At 68.4% G+C, this 18,686-nt stretch carries 13 protein-coding genes; 9 read left to right on the top strand and 4 right to left on the bottom strand.

Annotation, left to right across the window (positions count from 1 at the left end; translation table 11 throughout):
- Window positions 1-65 precede the first annotated feature (65 nt).
- From AC07YR_RS14200 to AC07YR_RS14185, 4 genes are all read right to left on the bottom strand, one after another.
- Window positions 66-1,724 carry an FAD-dependent oxidoreductase gene (locus tag AC07YR_RS14200; protein ID WP_494734360.1) on the bottom strand — a complete coding sequence of 553 codons (1,659 nt, stop codon included), beginning with the start codon at window positions 1,722-1,724 and terminating at the stop codon, window positions 66-68.
- Window positions 1,721-2,821 carry an alcohol dehydrogenase catalytic domain-containing protein gene (locus AC07YR_RS14195; protein WP_494734359.1) on the bottom strand — a complete coding sequence of 367 codons (1,101 nt, stop codon included), beginning with the start codon at window positions 2,819-2,821 and terminating at the stop codon, window positions 1,721-1,723. Before AC07YR_RS14195 ends, AC07YR_RS14200 begins: the two co-directional genes overlap by 4 nt.
- Window positions 2,815-3,117: a YciI family protein gene (locus tag AC07YR_RS14190; RefSeq protein WP_494734358.1), complete on the bottom strand. Its 303-nt coding sequence runs from the start codon at window positions 3,115-3,117 to the stop codon at window positions 2,815-2,817. Before AC07YR_RS14190 ends, AC07YR_RS14195 begins: the two co-directional genes overlap by 7 nt.
- A gap of 144 nt (window positions 3,118-3,261) precedes the next feature.
- On the bottom strand, window positions 3,262-4,227 hold the full coding sequence (locus tag AC07YR_RS14185; protein ID WP_494734357.1) for a LysR family transcriptional regulator: 966 nt from the start codon (window positions 4,225-4,227) through the stop codon (window positions 3,262-3,264).
- Between the two features lie 84 nt (window positions 4,228-4,311).
- On the opposite strand from AC07YR_RS14185, the gene AC07YR_RS14180 reads away from it, so the two are divergent.
- The 9 genes from AC07YR_RS14180 to mgtA all read left to right on the top strand — a co-directional run bounded on the left by AC07YR_RS14180 (window position 4,312) and on the right by mgtA (window position 18,594).
- A complete protein-coding gene (locus tag AC07YR_RS14180) occupies window positions 4,312-5,142 on the top strand; it encodes an IclR family transcriptional regulator (RefSeq protein WP_494734356.1) in 831 nt (276 codons plus the stop codon).
- Window positions 5,143-5,394: 252 nt separating this feature from the next.
- Window positions 5,395-6,762 carry an MFS transporter gene (locus tag AC07YR_RS14175; protein WP_436058641.1) on the top strand — a complete coding sequence of 456 codons (1,368 nt, stop codon included), beginning with the start codon at window positions 5,395-5,397 and terminating at the stop codon, window positions 6,760-6,762.
- Window positions 6,763-6,820: 58 nt separating this feature from the next.
- Window positions 6,821-7,990, top strand: a complete 1,170-nt coding sequence (locus AC07YR_RS14170; RefSeq protein ID WP_494734355.1) for a Gfo/Idh/MocA family protein — start codon at window positions 6,821-6,823, stop codon at window positions 7,988-7,990.
- A gap of 9 nt (window positions 7,991-7,999) precedes the next feature.
- Window positions 8,000-10,063 carry an FAD-dependent oxidoreductase gene (locus AC07YR_RS14165; RefSeq protein WP_494734354.1) on the top strand — a complete coding sequence of 688 codons (2,064 nt, stop codon included), beginning with the start codon at window positions 8,000-8,002 and terminating at the stop codon, window positions 10,061-10,063.
- Window positions 10,060-10,896, top strand: a complete 837-nt coding sequence (locus tag AC07YR_RS14160; RefSeq protein ID WP_494734353.1) for a sugar phosphate isomerase/epimerase family protein — start codon at window positions 10,060-10,062, stop codon at window positions 10,894-10,896. The genes AC07YR_RS14165 and AC07YR_RS14160 overlap by 4 nt, the downstream gene beginning before the upstream one ends.
- Window positions 10,893-11,729, top strand: a complete 837-nt coding sequence (locus AC07YR_RS14155; protein ID WP_494734352.1) for an aldo/keto reductase — start codon at window positions 10,893-10,895, stop codon at window positions 11,727-11,729. Before AC07YR_RS14160 ends, AC07YR_RS14155 begins: the two co-directional genes overlap by 4 nt.
- Window positions 11,730-11,777: 48 nt before the next feature.
- Complete coding sequence (locus tag AC07YR_RS14150; protein ID WP_494734351.1) at window positions 11,778-13,625, top strand: FAD-dependent oxidoreductase; 1,848 nt, start codon at window positions 11,778-11,780, stop codon at window positions 13,623-13,625.
- 150 nt (window positions 13,626-13,775) lie between these two features.
- Complete coding sequence (locus AC07YR_RS14145) at window positions 13,776-15,869, top strand: S8 family serine peptidase (RefSeq protein ID WP_494734350.1); 2,094 nt, start codon at window positions 13,776-13,778, stop codon at window positions 15,867-15,869.
- Window positions 15,870-15,885: 16 nt separating this feature from the next.
- A complete protein-coding gene (mgtA, locus tag AC07YR_RS14140) occupies window positions 15,886-18,594 on the top strand; it encodes a magnesium-translocating P-type ATPase (RefSeq protein WP_494734349.1) in 2,709 nt (902 codons plus the stop codon).
- The last annotated feature ends 92 nt before the right edge of the window (window positions 18,595-18,686 follow it).

Raw genomic sequence — 18,686 nt, 5'->3', positions numbered from 1 at the left:
CCCCCCCCCCCCCCCCCCCTCGCCGTGGTGTTCTCTGCTCAGCGCTCCTGGCGCTGCTCGTGCTGTCAGTTCTGCTGGCGCTGAGCCAGGTGCTCGCCCACGGCGAAGGCCCGCGTGATGGCGGACCCCAGGGTGGCCCCGCCGCCGGGGTAGTTGTTCCGGAACACGCCGGCAGCAACGTTCCCGGCGGCGTAAAGCCCGGGGATCGGATCCCCCCGGCGGTCCAGCACGCGGCCGTCGAAGTCGGTTTCCAGCCCGCCGGAGGTGCCCAGCACGCCCGCCGAAATCGGCACCGCATGGAACGGGCCGGTGGCCAGGGGAGCCAGGCACGGGTTGGGGGTGTTGCCGGTATCGCCCAGGAAGCGGTCCTGGGGCGTGGCGCCGCGGCGGAACTCGGTATCGACGCCCGCAGCAGCATCTTTGTTGAACCGGGCCACGGTCTCGCCGAGCCCGGTGGGGTCCACTCCTAGCTTCTCGGCCAGCTCCTCCACGGTTCCGGCCGAGGTCATCCATTCCGGCGGTGACCCGGGCGTTGAGCCGGCCACGGGGTACTTGGACAGGTAGGCGGAGTCGAACACCAGCCATGCCGGATTGTTCAGCTGCCGCCCCGTGTGGGGGTCCACCGAGGCGAACACCCGGCAGGCGTCGTGGTAGTTCAGGGCCTCATTGACGAAGCGCTTTCCCGCGGCGTTCACGGTGATCGAACCGGGCAGGGTCATCTCCACGTTGCCCATCCGGCCGGACTGCCGGCCGTCGTAGCGGTGCGCCGGAACGGAGATCACAGGAACACCCCAGATCGCCGTCATGTCAGCCACCGCAGCCCCGGCCTTGAGGCCCAGTTCCAGCCCGTCGCCCTCGTTGGACGGCGCACTGATGGGCGTCACCGGGAAGGGCAGGAACGCCTGGCGCAGCCTCCGGTTCCATTCGAACCCGCCGGAGGCCAGGACGACGGCGGCAGCCGCCAGCGTCCTGTTGCGGCCCGCCCCGGTACCGAGCGTGACCCTCCAGCCACTTCCGGCGCGGACCAGGTCCTCCACCGGTGCTTCGGCAGCGATGTGGACACCCCGGTCCAGGGCGCTCGCCAGCAGCCGGCCCACCAGTGCGCCGCCCATGGTGCGCACCCCGGTGGCGGCCCTCGTCGCGAGAAGGGCAGGATCGGCGGCCCGGCCGTTGAGCTCGTCCCGCTCCGTCATGGTCAGGAGCGGGAAGTACGACGACGGCCGGATGGCCTCCGCCAGGCCCGGGTAGCCCGACGGATCGAAGGCGTTGTTGTCCAGGCCGCGGCCGCCGTCGGCCGCTCCGTTCCACTCCAGGTGGTAATCGGGGCGGGCGATGGGGGTCATGGACACCCGGGTGCTGCCGGTCAGGTAGGCAACGGCGCGAGGTGCGGTGCGGACGTACCAGTCGATTTCTTCGGGGGACAGGGCGTGCCCTGCTGCCTCCGTGAGGTATTCGACGGCGCGGTCATGGCTGTCGCTGTAGCCGGCCTCGGCTGCCAGATGGTTGTTTGGAGCCCACATCACGCCGCCGCCGGCGGCCGTGGTGCCGCCCAGCAGGGCTGCCTTCTCGGCCACCAGCACGCTCAGCCCGGCGTCCGCCGCGCGGACTGCCGCCACCAGGCCGGCGGCTCCGCTTCCCATCACCACCACGTCGTATGCAGGAGCCAGTTCCTCTGCCGGCGTGAGCACCGGGTGGGCCTCGCGGGTGTCTGAGACCGGGTTCATGCCGGCCCTCCTGCCGGTGCGAATGCTGCTGCTGCTCCGGCAGTGGTACGGTCTCCCGAAGTGCCGGTTGCCGGCATCTCGATGCGGACCTTGCCCACCTTCTCCGTCCGGTTGCGCATCAGTTCGTACGCCTGCTGCAGGTCCGCGAAGCCGAAACGGTGCGTCATCAGGGCCCGGGCCTGGTCCGGATGGCGCGCCAGGAGGGCCAGCCCGTCGGGGATCAGGTTGAGGCTGTTCCGGCTGCCCAGCAGGTCCAGTTCCTTAAACGGAATGTCCTTCATTGAGACCGTGGCCGAGCGCGCTGAAATGCCCACCTGGACGATGCGGCCGGCGCTGGCTACGAGGCGTATGGCGTTCTCCAGCGAGGAGGGTGCGCCGGTGGCCTCGAGCACCAGGCCGGGGCCGTAGCCGTCGGTCAGCCGCCCCAGGCGCGCAGCCTGTTCGGCGTCGGGGAAGCCGGCCGGGTCCACCAGCAGCGTGTCCACAGCACCGAAGTCGCGTGCCAGCTCCAGGCGGTCAACCTCCGTGTCCGCGCAGACGACGTCCACGCCCAGGTCGGTCAGGTACAGGGTGGCGAGCAGCCCGATGGGGCCGCTGCCTAGGACAAGTACGGTTTCCCCTGCCGCGGGGCGGCCGCGGTTCACGGCCTGCATGGCGATGGAGGCGGGCTCGGCCATGGCGGCGAGTTCAAGCGCCAGGCCCTCGGGAACCGGGCACAGCTTGTCCACCGGGACGCTGATAACTTCCACCAGGGCGCCGTCGGAATAGCAGCCGATGCAACTGATGTTGCGGCAGACGTTGAACCGGCCCTGCAGGCATGGCCGGCAGGTTCCGCAGTAGGTCATCGGGCTGACGGCAACCCTGTCCCCGACGCGGATGCCCGCAGCGTTGTAGCCGATTGCTTCGACGACGCCGGAGAACTCGTGGCCCTGAACGACCGGCAGTTCCGCCGGGTAATCGTCCTCCCAGATATGGAGGTCGGTGCCGCAGAGGGTGACGTGGTGGACCCGGACCAGGGCGCGGCCCTGCTCCAGGACAGGCTCGGCCACGTCCTCGTAGCTGATGGTTTCCCTGGCCACAGTGCGGGCGGTCAGCATGGCGCGTCCACGCGTTCGGCGCCGAAGAAGATGTTCCACTGCCGGATGGTCCGCTCTTGGATGAGGTTGTTGCTGAAGAACGGATCCTGGTCCATCAATGCCTCGACCTCGGCCTTGGAAGTGCCCTTGAGGATCAGCAGGGCTCCGGGGGATTCGCCGGAGCCGAAGGGGCCGCTCGTCAGCAGCCGGCCGCCGTCGAACTGCGACTTCAGGAATTCAACGTGGCGTGGCCGGTGCTCGTCGCGTTGGCCGGCCGTGGCGTCGGAGTAGGCATAGGTGACGGCGAAAGTTGCCATGGGGCGGTGTCCTCTTCATTGAGTGTTGTGCAGTGGTGTCCTTCCATCGTGGGACCGGGATTGAGACGTGTCCAACACTTCTTTAGTCAGAGACTATGTGCGAAAACTACATAGTCACCCGACGGGCTGAGCAGTTCGAAGGTCCTAACGTGGCGGCGTGGGCAGCACCGAATCGGCCAGCTCAAGTGCCAGCTTGAGGGCAGGCGAGATGAGGGCAGGATTCCAGGCGATCCCGGAAGCCAGCAGCGGCGCCGCTCCGGAAAGCGCGATGAAGACGGTGCCGCCGGGCATGATCCCGGCCATGGAGTCGGGCACCAGGCTGACGCCCACACCGCCGGCCACCAGGGAGAGGGCCATGTAGGGATCGGAGACCTCCTGCACCACGCGCGGCCTGAAGCCCGCAGTTGTGCACGCCGAAAAGACCGCCTCCCTCAGTGTGGAACCCTGGGCTGCGGGCATGGTGACAAAGCCGTCGGCTGCCAGGTCGGCCAGGGCAATCTGTGGCCGGCCGGCCAGCGGATGGTCCTCCGGAACAGCAGCGCCCAGCGGCTCCACGGCGATACGTCGCGTGGCCAGGGAGGGAGCATCCACCGGAAGCCCGATGAAGGACAGATCCAGGGACCCGTTGCGGAGCTGGTCGAGGGCATCCTGGGTGAGCAGTCCGCCGCTGAGGGTCAGGTCCAGGTGCGGGTAGCTGCTGCGCAGCGCCCGGGTGAGCGGGGGGAGGGTCTTGTGGTTGAGTGCTCCGGAAAACCCGATGCTGAGCCGGCCGTACACTTCGCCTGCGTCCGCGGTGGCGGCCCGGCGCGCCAGGTCCAGCTCCTCCAGGATTTTCCGTGCGTGCGGCAGGAAGGCGAAGCCGGCGGTGGTCAGCGAGACGGCCCTGGTGTTCCGTTCGAAGAGGTCGGTGCCGAGGCTCTTTTCCAGCTTCTTGACGGTCTGGCTCAGCGGGGACTGCGCCATGCGAAGCCGGTGGGCGGCGCGGCCAAAATGCAGTTCCTCGGCCACCGCCAGGAAAGCCTCGATCTGCCGCAGCTCCACGTTGTTCCTCCCGGCGGTGTTCCCGTGATGGCCTGCCCCGTTGCTGTCGCCAGGTGCAGGCCTGTTCACCCCTAGGCTACTTCCACGGGCCCGCAGTCCTGCCGGCACGGGGATATATTGGCAGGAGAAAAGCTGGCACAACCGGGAGGAACCATGGCGAACTCCGCATCGGGGGAGTCCGTCATCCAGCGGGTGGTGAAGATCCTCGATGCCTTCTCCCGGGGGCATCCGCGTTTGACGCTCGCCGAGCTGGTCCGCATCACCGGAATGTCCAGCAGCACCGCGCACCGCCTGGCCAACGACCTCGTAGACAGCGGGCTGCTCAACCGCGGCGACGCCGGGGACTACGGCGTGGGCGTCAAGATGTGGGAACTTGCCTCGCGCAGCAACCCCCTCGAAGAGTTCCGGCGCCGGGGGCTTCCCTTTCTGGAAGGTGTCCACGCGGCCGTCCGCGAGAACGTCTCGCTGTCCATCCCCGACGTCGAATCCGGCAGCGTCCTGTACCTCGAACGCCTCGACCGGCACGGCACCGTCCTGAACCTTGCCGACGTCGCCGGCCGGCTCGACATCCACAACACCTCCTCGGGCCTCGCCATGATGGCCCACATGCCCCGCCACGTCCAGGAGCGTTTCCTGGCCGGCCCGCTGGAGAAGACCACGCCCAACACGGAAACGGACCCCGTGAAAATCCGCGCACACCTGGCGTTGATCCGGGAGCGGGGCTATGTCCGGCTGGCCGGCGTCCTGGTTCCGGAAAACACCGCCTATTCCGTGCCCGTGTTCGGTGAGGGCAACAGCGTGATCGGTGCGATCGCCGTCGTCGTTCCCACCGCGGATGAGAAGCCCCAGCTGATCCTGCCGGTGCTGGTGGCCGCCGGCCGCGGCCTGTCCCGGACCATGGGTGCCGAGCGCCGGCCCTACGGAAACCGGCCTTGGCTCGAACCGGGCCGCCAGGCCGCGGCGGACCGGGACGCGAAGACCTAGGACGATCCCGCCCGTCCCGGTGCGCCGTCCCCTGTAGCTGTCCCGTGTAGCTGTCCCGTGGCAGGCGTCCCGTTGAATGGGATTTGGCGCTGAAATCTGTGATGCCGCTCATACAGTTTTTCATCAGGGAGCCACGCAACCGCCCGCCGGCTGGCGGAAGCTCCCGGCCCCAAAACTCTTACGGAACGTGCCACCGCAACGTGGCGGCGGCCCCCACCACCCTTAACCCGTGACACTCGATGAGGAGACACTATGGGACATGTTCAGCAACCCCCGGCCCTTGAGCTTGGGGAGACCGCCGTCGTAGAAAACCGCCCGGAAAAGATGCCCAAGAAGGCGGCCCTGGCTTCTTTCCTGGGGTCCACCCTGGAGTACTACGACTTCTTCATCTACGGCACCGCCGCAGCACTCGTCTTCCCCAAGATCTTCTTTCCGGGCGGCGACCCCGTGGTGGCACTGCTCGGAGCGATGGCAACCTTCGGCGTCGGGTACCTGGCCCGGCCGCTGGGCGGCATCGTGATGAGCCACTTCGGTGACAAGGTGGGCCGCAAGCAGGCACTGATGATCACGCTGGTGATCATGGGCGTCGCGTCCATCGGCATCGGCTTCCTGCCCACCTACGGCCAAATCGGCTACTGGGCGACCGCACTGCTGCTGGTCGGCCGCCTGGCGCAGGGCTTCTCCGCGGGTGCCGAGGCCGCCGGCGCGTCCACCCTCACCATGGAGCACTCCCCGGAAGGCCGCCGCGGCTTCTTCACCAGCTTCGTGATGACCGGCTACGCCTCAGGCATGGTGCTCTCCACCGTGGTCTTCATCCCGCTGGCCGCCCTTCCCGAAGACCAGCTGCTCAGCTGGGGCTGGCGTATACCGTTCTGGCTGTCCGTTGTGGTCCTCGGCGTCGCCTACTGGATCCGCACCCGCCTGGAGGAACCGCCGGTCTTCGAAGAAGCTGTGGATCCGGCCAAGCCCAAGGGCATCCCGGCAGCCGAGGTCCTGAAGACACAGTGGCGCGACGTCCTGCGGGTAGCCCTGGTCATGCTGTTCTCCGTCATGCAGACCACCTTCACCGTGTACGCACTGGCCTACGCCACGGGTCCCTCCATCGGGCTGGACCGGACGCTGATGCTCACCGTCAACGCCGTCACCATCGGCCTGTCGATGTTCACCATCCCGCTGGCGGGCATTATCTCGGACAAGTTCGGCCGCAAGAAGGTGCTCCTGGTGGGCGCGCTCGGCTGCGCTGTCACCTCGTTCGGCTACTTCTGGGCCATCAGCGAGCACAACGTCCCCCTCATCTTTGTCTTCGGGTTCCTGAACATGTCCGTGTTCTACTCCTGCTGGAACGGCGTCTGGACGGTCTTCTTCCCCGAGATGTTCCCCGCACCGGTCCGCTACTCGGGAATGGCCATCGGCAGCCAGGTGGGCCTGATCCTCACCGGGTTCGCCCCCGTCATCGCCACAATGCTCGCCCAGCCCGGCCCCGGCGGCTGGATACCGGTGGCCAGCTTCACGGTGGTCTGCCTGACCGTCTCCGCGATTGCCATCGCGACGGCGAGGGAAACCCACAAGACCCCGCTCGAAGAACTCGGACTGCCCCGCAAACGCCGCGTTTCCGCCTAGCGCACCCGGTTTCGGCCCAGCGCCCACCTTACCCACGCACCAGAAAGTTGATCCTCCCGTGACTCCATCAGCATCCGCACCCGCCCGCACCTTCCGCGTCGGCATCGTTGGCTGCGGCGCCATCTCCCGCAACCATCTCGAGGCCTTCGGCGCCCTGGACAACGTCCGGATCGTCGGGGTCTGCGACATCGACCTGGACCGGGCCCGTGCCACTGCCGAATCGTGGGATGTGCCGAACGCCGTGAATACGGTGGGCGAGCTGCTGGATCTCGGCGTGGACATCATCTCGGTCTGCACGCCGCACCCCACCCATGAGGAAGTGGTGCTGCAGTCGGCCGCGGCCGGCGTCCACGTGCTCTGCGAGAAGCCCATCTCCACCGACCTGCCCTCGGCCGAGCGGATGGCCGCGGCGTGCGCCGACGCCGGGGTGAAGCTGGGCGTGCTCTTCCAGCGCCGCTTCTGGCCGGGCGCCCGGCGGATCCGGGCGGCGATCGACGACGGCACCCTGGGCCGCCCCGTCATGGGGCAGTGCTCGGTGATGCTGCACCGCGAACCGGAGTACTACTCCAAGGACGCCTGGCGCGGAACCTGGGCCAACGACGGCGGCGGGGTCCTGATGACGCAGGCCATCCACTACATCGACCTGCTGCAGTGGTTCATGGGGGACATTGCGGAGGTCTACGGCAAGGTCAACAGCTACAAGCACGGCGCCAACATCGAGGTGGAGGACTCCGCCACAGCGGTCCTGACCTTCGCCTCCGGAGCCATGGCAACGCTGGAGGCCTCGACGGCGGTGTCGCCCAGCCTGGGCGTGCAGATCCGCATCACCGGCGAGACCGGCGCCTCGGCTTCCCTCACCGAGTTCCCGGAGGGCAGCGACGGCCGGGTGGACCTGTGGGCCGTCGGCGAAACCATCACCACTGAAGCTGTCCACCCCGCAGGAATCCGCCCCAACGTGGACCTGGCCACCATCAACGGCCAGCTCATCCCGCACCACACCAGCCAGGTCCGCGACTTCGTGGCCGCACTGGAAAACGGCACCGAGCCGGCCGTCACGGGCGAGGACGCCACTAGGGCGCTGCGCATCCTGCTGGCCGTGTACGAATCCTCCCGAACGGGCGTCCCGGTCCGCTTCGCCGCAGTGGACCAGCGGGGCATCACCGGCCAGCCTTCCCCGCCGGAAGCCCCGGCAGCCGAACTCACCGCCCGGATTCCGGCAGCAAGGTAGGAGAACCCCATGAGCACCGAACGCTTTGCAGCCCTGCCGCTGACCCTTGGCCGCAACGGCCGCACTCCGCGGACACTCCGGAACCGCCTCGCCTCCGCTCCGATGGAACGCAACTACGGCACCACGGACGGCCGGATCACGGAGCAGTACATCGACTACCTGGTCACCCGTGCCCGGGCCGGCCTGGGCCTGGTGACAACGGAAGCCACCTACGTCCGCGCCGACGGCAAAGGCCGCACGCACCAGCTGGGCCTGCACACCGACGCCATGGTCCCGGGCCTGCGCAAACTCACGGACGCCCTGCACGCCGCAGGTGCGCTCGCCGCCGTCGAAATCAACCACGGCGGCCGCACCGCACAGGCTGCGGTATCGGGACACAAGAACCTGGCGCCGTCGCCGGTGCCGTGTGAGGTGGCCGGCGGCGAGGTGCCCCGTGAACTGACCGTCGGGGAATGCTACGACCTCGTGGAAGCCTACGGCCAGGCTGCCCGCCGCGCCGTGGACGCCGGCTTCGACGTCATCAACATCCACGGAGCCCACGGCTACCTGATCCACCAGTTCATGTCCCCCATCTCCAACCACCGCACCGACGAATTCGCCGCCCCGGAACACTTCATGAACCTGGTGGTCGACGAAGTCCGGCAGGCCGCCCCCGATGCCATCATCGGCATGCGCGTCTCCGTGGTGGAGGGTCCGGCGGACGGCATCAGCGCGGAACAGCAGCTGGCCATCATCGCCAAAGCCCACCTCGAGCACCTCGACTTCCTGGACATCTCCGCCGGCAGCTACGAGGCCGGCGAATGGATCGTCCAGTCCGGCGAATGGAAGCCGGGCGTCCTTGCCGATTACGCGAAGGCCTACCGCCGGTTCGGCCTTCCGCTGGGCATGGCCGGCCGGCTGAACTCCCCGGCCATCATCGAAGAGGTCCTCCGCGACGGCACCTGCGACTTCGTCAGCCTGGCCCGCGCCATCCACGCAGACCCCGCCTTTGTGGGCGGCGTCCTGCACGGCGAACGCTACCGGCCGTGCATCGCCTGCAACGTCTGCATCGACAACCTGGGACTCGGCCAGGTGACCTGCACCGTCAACCCGGCCGTGGGCCGCTCCCGAGTCCCGATCCCCACGCCCGCCGTCCGTGAAGGCTCCCGCGTTGTGGTGGTGGGCGCAGGCCCCGCGGGCCTCACCGCAGCCCGTGAACTCGCCGAAGCCGGCGCACAGGTGACAGTGCTCGACGACGGTGCCCGCCCCGGCGGCCAGTTCGCCCTCGCGGAGCGGATGAAGTCCACCCCGGACTTCCACCGTTTCGCCGAATGGTCGGCAGAGGAGAACGCCCGGCTCGGCGTCGACGTCCGGCTAGGCACGCACGTAAACACGAACGACGTCGCCGCACTGGTACGGGAAACCGGCGCCGACGCTGTTGTGCTGGCTACGGGCGGATTGCGCCCGGCCGCCCGGTTCACCGGCGGTGATTCCCACAACGTCCTGGACGTGCGCGAATGGCTCGCCGCCCACCCCGGCGTCCTGGACGGCGGCGCTTCCAGCGGCGAAGTCCCCGCAGCGGTGACCATCTGGGGGGCCGACTCCGTGGCCATGAGCGTGGCGGACACATTGGCGGACCGGGGCGCCGCTGTGCTGCTGGTAGGGCCGCAGGACGCCATCGCGCCGGAATCCGGCCGCCGCGCCAAGATCCTGGCCGTGCCCCGGCTGGAGCAGAATCCGCGGGTCCGGATCCGGCTGGGCGCCGCGATCGAGGAGTACGATGGCGCCCGGATCCGGCTCAGCAGCGGCGAGTGGCTGGACGCCCCCGGGCCGCTGCTGGTCTCCCGTTCGGTTGCACCGCTGGACGGCTCCGTGCCGGCCCGTGAACGCGACGCGGAGCTGAGTTTCGCGGCCGGGGTTCCCGTGACCCTCGCCGGAACGGTGGTGGACCAGACCCCGGCCATCGCCTCCAACGCCGTGAAGAGCGGCTACGACGCCGCCCAGCGCGTGGCCGCCGCACTGGCCGCCAGTCCCACCGGCGACCGAGCCCGTCGAGATCCAGCGAACCTTTCCCTGAACGGAGCAGCATCATGAACACCCCGCCTCGCCGCCAGGTGGGCCTGGCCCAGCTTTCCCTCGTGGGGACAGCGCCGCCGGACCTCGTGACCATCGCCGCCGGGGCAGGCTTCGACTTCATCGGCGCCCGGGTGCGGCCGGTCACGGCGGCCGAGCGGGCGTACGACCTGCAGCCGGGGTCACCCATGCTCAGGGAAACCCTGGCACGGATGCGGGACACCGGGGTGACGGTGAAGGACATCGAGTTCCTGCTGCTGGACGGCAGCGAACAGCGCGAGGCGTGGCTGCGGATGATGGAAGCAGGCCAGGCGCTGGGCGCCGGCTCGCTGACCGTAGCCGGCGCCGATGCGGACACCGCGCGGCTGGCGGACACCCTGGCCCGTATGACGGAGGACGGCCGGGGCTTCGGCATCGTGCCCACGCTGGAACCGATCTCCTACCAGGCGGTCCATTCGATCCCCGCCGCGGCCGAGCTGGCCCGGGCGGCGGGATGCAAGATCGTGGTGGACGCCCTGCACTTCAACCGCTTCGGCGGCACGCTCGACCAGCTGGCAGCCAGTGCGGACCTCGTCCCGCTGCTGCAGTTGTGCGACGGCCCGGTGCAGCGGCCCGCCAGCCGCGAGGACCTGGTGGCCGAGTCCCGTTCCGAGCGCGGTGTCCCCGGCGAAGGCGGGTTCGATCTCGCCGCGCTGGTGGCCGCGTTCCCGGCAGGGACGCCCGTGAGCGTCGAGACGCCGTCGGACCGGCGGGTTGCCGAACTCGGCGAACCGGGCTGGGCCCGGAACCTCAAAGCCGCCTCCGACGCCGTACTCGCGGCAGCGGAGAGCCTCCAGGAAGCAGGGACCGAGTGAGCGAAGTACTGGAAAGCACGACGACGGAGCTTGCCCCCGGCGTCCACGTTCCGCTGATCGGGCTGGGCACTTGGCCGATGGTGGGGGAGGAAGCCGCGGATGCCGTGAACCGCGCCATCAACAACGGCTACCGGCACATCGATACTGCTGAGAACTACGGCAATGAAGAGGCGGTGGGGGAGGGCATCCGGCGCAGCGGCATCGCCCGGCAGGACATCTTCATCACCACCAAGTTCAACCGGGACTGGCACAGCCGGGACGGCGTCGGCACCGCTTTTGAACGCTCGGCGGCCCGACTCGGCGTGGATTACCTGGACCTGTTCCTGGTCCATTGGCCCAACCCCGCGCAGGGCCGGTTCGTCGAGGCCTGCGAAGGCCTCCAGCAGCTGGCGGACGACGGCGTCATCCGCGCCTGGGGCGTCTCCAACTTCAAGCCCGCCCACCTGCTTGCAGTGGAAAGAGCCGGACTTACGGTGCCGGTCAACCAGGTGCAGGTGGACCCCGCCCACGGCCAGCCTGAACAGCTGGCCTTCCACCGCGAGCACGGCATTGCCACCGGTGCGTACAGCCCGCTCGGCCGCAACGGCGACTTCCTGGCCAGCCCGGCCATTACCGGAGCGGCGCAGGAGCTCGGCAGGACGCCCGGGCAGATCGTGCTCCGCTGGCATGTCCAGCAGGGCCGCATCGCCACACCGAAGTCCGCCAGCGACACCCGTCAGCGGCAGAACCTGGACGTCTTCGGCTTTGAGCTGACAGCGGACCAGCTGGCCGCCATCAATGCACTGGAGACCGGCGCCCCGCCGCGCCTCGATTCAGATACCTTCGGCCACTGACCACTACCGACACTGAGAGACACCGAGAGACCCACAATGGAGAACCCCATGAACGCGAGCACCGACTCCACGCCGGCACCGGCCGCTATTGGACAGGACCGCCGGCTTCCCGCCGTGGACTGCGATGTCCTGGTGGTCGGATCAGGTGCCGGCGGATTGTCCGCCGCGGTCACCGCCGCCTATCACGGCCTCAAAGTCATCGTGGTGGAAAAGGCCGAGGTCTGCGGCGGGGCCACGTCCTGGTCCGGAGGCTGGGCCTGGACCCCCGGCAACCCCCTGGCCAGGGCTGCCGGCGTGAACGAGGACAAGGAAACGTTCCGCACCTACCTGCGCCACACCCTGGGGCAGGAGTACCAGGCGGACAAGGTGGACGCCTTCCTCGACGCCGTGCCGCACATGGTGGGGTTCTTCCAGCACAAGACGTCCCTCCACTTCGTCCCGGGAACCAGGATCAATGACATCTACGGCAAGGTACCGGGCGCAGGCACCGGCAACCGCTCAGTGGGCCCCAAGCCGATCAACGCCCGCCGGATCCGGCCGGAACTCCGGGCAAAGATGCGCCACCAGCTCTACGAGACGTCCTTCCTGGGCATGGGCATCATGGCCGGACCGGACCTCACCAAATTCCTCTCCGCCTCACAGGGCAACCCGAAGGGCATCTTCCACGCCGGCTGGCGCATGGGCCTCCACCTCCTGGACCTGCTGATTCACCGCCGCAACATGCAACTGGTCAACGGCACCGCCCTGACCGGACGCCTGCTGAAGTCCGCTGACGATCTCGGTGTGGACATCCGCGTTTCCACGCCCGCGAAACGGCTACTTACCGACAACAACGGCAAGGTGACCGGCGCCGTCGTCGGCTCCCCGGACGGTGAGCTGCAGATCAACGCAGCACGCGGCGTCGTCCTCGCCGCCGGCGGCTTCCCCAACGACATCCAACGCCGGAAAGAGCTGTTTCCCCACACTCCCACCGGCCGGGAACACTGGACGCTGGCACCGGCGGAGACCACTGGCGACGGCATCAGCCTGGCCCAGGCCGTGGGCGCCCGGTTCAAGACCGACGTCAAGTCCGCCGCGGCGTGGTGCCCCGTGTCGCTGGTGCCGTACCGCAACGGCCGCACAGGCCCCTTCCCGCACATCATGGACCGCGCCAAGCCGGGCAGCATCGGCGTCCTCGCGAACGGCAAGCGCTTCGTCAACGAGGCCAACGGCTACTACGACTACGTAGCCGCGCTGATGGAAGCCACGCCCGCGGGCGGCACCGCGGAGTCGTGGCAGATTGCCGACAGCCGGTTCGTCCGCAGGTTCCCGCTGGGCATGGCCAAGCCGCTGCCGGTCCCGCTGTTCCCGTACCTTCGCTCCGGCTACCTCAAGAAGGGGCGGACCGTCGAGGAGCTCGCGGCGAGGTGCGGGATAGACCCCGCCGGCCTCAAAGCCACCGTGGCGGAGTTCAACCGCAACGCCCGCGACGGCGTGGACCCCGACTTCGGACGCGGCGAGACCGCGTTCAACCGCTATGGCGGCGACGCCGGGAACCGGCCCAACCCCTCGCTGGGTCCGCTCGAGAAAGGTCCTTTCTACGCGGTCCGCGTGGTTCCCGGCAGCTTCGGCACCTTCGCCGGACTGGAGGCGGACGGCCGCAGCCGCGTCCTGGACAACGACGGCCGGCCGATCGAAGGGCTCTACGTTGCGGGCACCGACCAGGCCAACGTCATGGGCGGGCACTACCCTGCGGGCGGCATCAATCTGGGGCCGGCCCTCACCTTCGGCTACATCGCCGGCCGCGACCTCGCCGGAGCGGACTCGTACGAGGACGACGGGACTCTGCCCGCTGAGGTGCCCGCTGAGGTGCCCGCGAAGGTGCCCGCTGCGGGGCGGCTTTCCACCCGCCGTTGACCGCCTAGGGTGCCGAGCGTATGCTGACGCTCACCTTCCGGGGCCCCGCTCGGCGGGGTCCGGGTCTCCTTCTAGAGCACATGCGGCCACCGGGTGCCGAGGCTGTTTCCGGCGGCGCAATTCCGGCTGATCGCCAGGGGGCACAACTTCATGTCTGACATCACCATCAACGGCATCACCATTGATCCGATCAAACAGAACCGTGCCCTGCGTGACGCCGGACTGGTTGCCGAGGACGCCTCGGAGTCGGACCACATCCTCATCCAGACCGCGGAGCCGCTGACGGCGGAACAGCGCGCGGAACTTGCCGGCATCGACGTCGAGATGCAGGAATACGTATCGGACAACACCTACCTTGCAGCGTTCCCGCCGGCAGACCTGGACCGGGTGCGCGCCCTGCCGTTCGTGAGCTGGGCCGACGTCTACTCCAGGGTCTTCAAGATCCCGCCGCCCCTGCTGCCGCGCGGGGCGGACACCGGCAACGTCCGGTCGCTGGCGGACCACGAACCGCATCCGGACCGCCGGCTGGAAAAGGTGGACCTGCTGCTGCACCCGGGCATCGAGGCCGGCCCGGACCTGATCGCCCGGGTTGCCGTGGCGGCCCGGGTGGAGCCCGACGCCGTGGCGGTGACCCCGGGAAAGCTGCGCATCACCACGTCGGTGGACCAGCTCCCGGAACTGGCGAAGATCGACGAGATCCGCGAGATCCACCCGGTCCGGGAGCGCCAGCTCTTCAACAACGTTGCCCGGCAGATCCTGAATGCCGAGGTGCTGGTCAACGGTACCGTCTACCGCGGCGAGGGCGAAGCGGTGGCCGTTGCGGACACAGGATTCGACACCGGCGACGCCGCCAATCCGCATCCGGCGTTCACCGGACGGGTCCAGACACTCTATGCGCTGGGCCGCACGGCGCCGGACAAGGCGGACGATCCGCACGGCCACGGTACGCACGTGGCCGGCTCCGTGCTGGGCCGGGGAAATTCGGCCACCATGGGCGGGGACATTGAGGGCACGGCACCTGAAGCCATGCTGATCCTGCAAAGCCTGCTCGACGCCAACGGCGGTCTGGGCGGCATCCCGGTCAACCTGAACGACCTCTTCCAAAAGACGTATGACGACGGCGCCCGCGTGCACACGAATTCCTGGGGCGTGCCCGGACTCAACCTGCCCTACGATGCGAGCTCGCGGGAGATCGACGAATTCGTATGGAATCACCCGGACCAGGTGATCTGCTTTGCAGCCGGGAACGACGGCGTGGACGGCAACAGCGACGGCACGGTGGACTCGAACTCCATCGGATCCCAGTCCGCGGCCAAGAACTGCATCACCGTGGGAGCCAGCGAAAGCCTCCGCAAGGATTTTGCGCCCTCCTACGGCACGTACTGGCCGGGTGACTTCCCCGCGAACCCCGTCAAACGGGACAAACAGGCCAACAACCCGGACGGGATGGTGGCCTTCTCCAGCCGCGGGCCCACGAAGGAAGGCCGGATCAAACCCGACGTCGTGGCCCCGGGAACCAGCATCCTGTCCACCCTGTCGCGGAACGCCCCGATGGGCAGCACCTTCGGCACCTCCACCGATCCGCTGTTCTTCTTCGATTCCGGCACGTCCATGGCAACCCCGCTGGTTGCCGGCTGCGCGGCGGTGCTGCGGGAAACACTGGTGAAGAACGGGTTGGCCGCCCCCAGCGCTGCCTTGATCAAGGCCCTGTTGATCAACGGCGCCGATGTGCTGCCGGGACAGTACAACCCCAGTGAGGCCGGCGAATCACCGAACGGGAACTCCGGGTGGGGCCGGGTCAACCTGGGCCGGTCCGTGGTCCTTCCCGGGCAGCCGGGCAACGCGGGCCTGGGCGAAGGCGGCCCGCTGGAGCAGGGGGAGGAGGACTCCTTCGCCATCGACATCCCTGCTGAAGTCCCCAAGGTTGCTGCCAAGGGGAGGCGGCACCGGGGTCCCGCCGGGGACCCGGAACTCACCGCAGCCGGGGTGACGCTGAAGATCACCCTCGTGTGGTCCGATCCGCCCGGTCCCCAGTTGCAGAACGACCTCGACCTCATTGTGCAGGCGGCCGACGGCAGCGAGCGGCACGGAAATTCCGGGACCTCTGCCGGCTTCGACCACGGGAACAACGTGGAGCAGGTCCTCTGGACGGGCATGCCGCCGGGCCCGGCCAAAATCGTGGTCCGCGCCTTCCGGATCACCCAGTTCCCGCAGCCCTACGCTTACGTGTGGCGGCTGTCCTGACGTGCAGGAACTCCACGTGCCGGACTTCCAGGTCCACGGGCATTTGCCCGGGCAAGTGACGATGGCGCATGCCGCGCAGCTTCCCGTGGAAGAGGTCCTGGACCAGTTGGAATCCGGCAGCGGTGGGCTGGCCAGCGGGGAAGCCGCAAAACGGCTGGCTGCCGTGGGCCCCAACGCCGTGCGGACGCATCAAGCGAGCGGATGGTCCGTATTGGGCCGGCAACTGGGCAGCCCCATCCTGATCCTTCTCGCCATCACTGCCGGGCTATCGATCTTCCTGGGGGATGCCACAAACTCCATCGTGATCGGCGTGATCCTGCTGGTCAGCGTCGGTCTGGGCTTTACCAACGAGTTCCGGGCCGAACGCGCCGCCGAGGCCCTGCACTCGCGGGTCACTCACCTGGCCGCGGTTCTCCGCGACGGGACCATGGATGAAGTCGGCGTCACCGCCCTGGTGCCCGGCGACGTCGTGCATCTGGCCATCGGTGCGATCATCCCGGCCGACATCAGGCTGCTGACGGCCAAAGACCTGCTCTGCGACGAAAGCATCCTGACCGGCGAATCCCTGCCGGTCAGCAAAGACCCCGCGCCAGTCACCGGTGCCGTTGCGCTCGCGGACCTGACGTCCTGCCTGTTCATGGGGACCGTGATCCAGTCGGGGAGCTGCACAGGGGTGGTTGTGGCCACGGGCGGGCGGGCCGAATTCGGCCGGATCGCCCTGGGACTCGGTGAGCGGCAGCCGCAGACCGAGTTCCAGCTCGGCCTGAAACGCTTCTCCTACCTGCTGCTGCAGGTGGCCCTGGTTCTCACCTCGCTGATCTTCATCGCCAACCTCCTGTTGCAGCGGCCTGTCATTGAATCCCTGCTGTTCTCGCTGGCCATCGCCGTCGGAATCACCCCGCAGCTGTTGCCGGCCGTCGTGAGCACCAGCCTGGCGACGGGCACGCGTCAGCTGGCCAAACGCAAAGTGCTGGTCAAACGGCTGGTGTGCATTGAGGACCTCGGGGACATGGACGTGCTCGTCACCGATAAGACCGGCACCCTCACCGAAGGCAGGATCAGCTTCACCGCAGCGTTGCCCGCCAGGGAGGGAGTGTCACCGGGCGCCCTGTTGACGCTGGGGCTTCTCGCCACGGAAGCGGACTACGCGGAAGCGAAGGTCTCCATGGTGGGACTGAACCCGCTGGACACGGCACTCTGGGCCTCCGCCGACGCGGCGGGGTTCCAGCCGGACCGCTACGAGCGGCTCGACGTCATCGATTTCGACCACCTCCGGCGCCGGACCAGCGTGCTGGTCAGCATGGACGGCGGAGCGGCGCGGATGGTCACCAAGGGATCGCCGGAAGATGTCCTGGCACTCTGCGTGGACATCCCGGCGGGCGTGCAGGCGATGCTGGACGAACAGTTCAACGCGGGCTCCCGCGTGGTGGCCGTCGCCAGCCGGCCGGCGGGAGGTATGGCGGCGATTGAACCCTCCGACGAGCAGGACCTGGTCCTGGAGGGGCTGCTGGTTTTCCTGGACCGGCCCAAAGCCAACGCCAGGGCTTCGCTGGACCAGCTCGAAGCGCTCGGCATCACGGTCAAGATCGCCACCGGGGACAACGCCAAGGTTGCCGAGAAGGTCTGTGACGAGCTCGGAGTGCTCTCCGGCGGCACGCTCACCGGCGCCGAGGTGGAAAATCTCTCTGATGCCGAGCTGGCAGCAGCGGCCCGCGAGGCGAGCATCTTCGCCCGTGTCTCGCCGGAGCAGAAGGCCCGGATCATCCGCCTGCTTCGCCAAAGCGGGGGGTCCGTCGGGTTCATGGGCGACGGCGTCAATGACGCGCTGGCCTTGCACGCGGCGGACATCGGCATCTCCGTGGACAGCGCCACCGATGTGGCAAAGGACGCCGCCGATGTTGTCCTGCTGGACAAAGACCTGGGCGTGCTGGCAGAGGGGGTGATGGAAGGGCGGAGGATTTTCGCCAACACCATCAAGTACGTGCTGATGGGAACCTCCAGCAACTTCGGCAACATGTTCAGTGCCGCCACGGCCTCAGTCGTCCTAAGTTTCCTGCCGATGCTGCCCGGGCAGATCCTGCTGAACAACCTGCTCTACGACACCGGCCAGCTGGCGATCCCGGGCGACCGCGTGGACAAGGAACAGCTGCTGGCCCCGTCGCACTGGAACATCGGCTTCATCCGGCGTTTCATGTTCCTCTTCGGACCGATCAGCTCCCTGTTCGACTTCGCCACCTTCGCCTTGATGCTGTTCGCGTTCAACGCGGTGCCCGGGGAATTCCGGGCCGGCTGGTTCATCGAATCGATCGCCACGCAAACACTTATCATTTTTGCCATCCGCACCCGGAGGGTTCCTTTCCTGCGGAGCAGGCCTTCGGCCGGCCTGCTGGGTGCATCCCTGGGCGTGGTGGCACTGGGCATCTTCCTCCCGCTGTCTCCGCTGGCGGGTGTTTTGGGGTTTGATCCGCTGCCCACGCCTTTCTTCCTGGCGCTGCTGGGCATGACGGTGGTGTATCTGGTCATGGTCGAATTCGCCAAGCGCTGGTTCTTTGCCCGTACAGCCCAACAGCCTCCTGTCCGGCCGGCCGTCATTCCGCGCCGGCGGCCCACGCACCACATTTCCCGCCGCGCGGCCCGCTTCAGCACCCCGGCAGCCCGCCCCCTGCGGGGACAGCTGGTCCGCGGCGGGCGGAAGAGGAAGGCCAGGACCACCCATGGCCGCTGACGGGCCGGCGGCCCGCTCGGGAAACCCAGCACCGGAAACTATGGATTCAGGGTTGCAACCGGCGTACTCTGCAGCTGTTCGCATCTGGTGAT

Source organism: Arthrobacter sp. GW460-12-1-14-TSB2 (genome assembly GCF_059423525.1).
The sequence above is the reverse complement of the archived record's forward strand: the minus strand, read 5'-3'. Positions and strand labels throughout refer to the sequence as shown.

Excerpts from the sequence above, each read along its gene's own strand:
- AC07YR_RS14150 (WP_494734351.1), top strand. The coding sequence starts at position 11,778 with ATGAACGCGAGCACCGACTCCACGCCGGCACCGGCCGCTATTGGACAG.
- AC07YR_RS14175 (WP_436058641.1), top strand. The coding sequence starts at position 5,395 with ATGGGACATGTTCAGCAACCCCCGGCCCTTGAGCTTGGGGAGACCGCC.
- AC07YR_RS14145 (WP_494734350.1), top strand. The coding sequence starts at position 13,776 with ATGTCTGACATCACCATCAACGGCATCACCATTGATCCGATCAAACAG.
- AC07YR_RS14190 (WP_494734358.1), bottom strand. The coding sequence starts at position 3,117 with ATGGCAACTTTCGCCGTCACCTATGCCTACTCCGACGCCACGGCCGGC.
- AC07YR_RS14180 (WP_494734356.1), top strand. The coding sequence starts at position 4,312 with ATGGCGAACTCCGCATCGGGGGAGTCCGTCATCCAGCGGGTGGTGAAG.
- AC07YR_RS14165 (WP_494734354.1), top strand. The coding sequence starts at position 8,000 with ATGAGCACCGAACGCTTTGCAGCCCTGCCGCTGACCCTTGGCCGCAAC.
- AC07YR_RS14200 (WP_494734360.1), bottom strand. The coding sequence starts at position 1,724 with ATGAACCCGGTCTCAGACACCCGCGAGGCCCACCCGGTGCTCACGCCG.
- AC07YR_RS14195 (WP_494734359.1), bottom strand. The coding sequence starts at position 2,821 with ATGCTGACCGCCCGCACTGTGGCCAGGGAAACCATCAGCTACGAGGAC.
- AC07YR_RS14160 (WP_494734353.1), top strand. The coding sequence starts at position 10,060 with ATGAACACCCCGCCTCGCCGCCAGGTGGGCCTGGCCCAGCTTTCCCTC.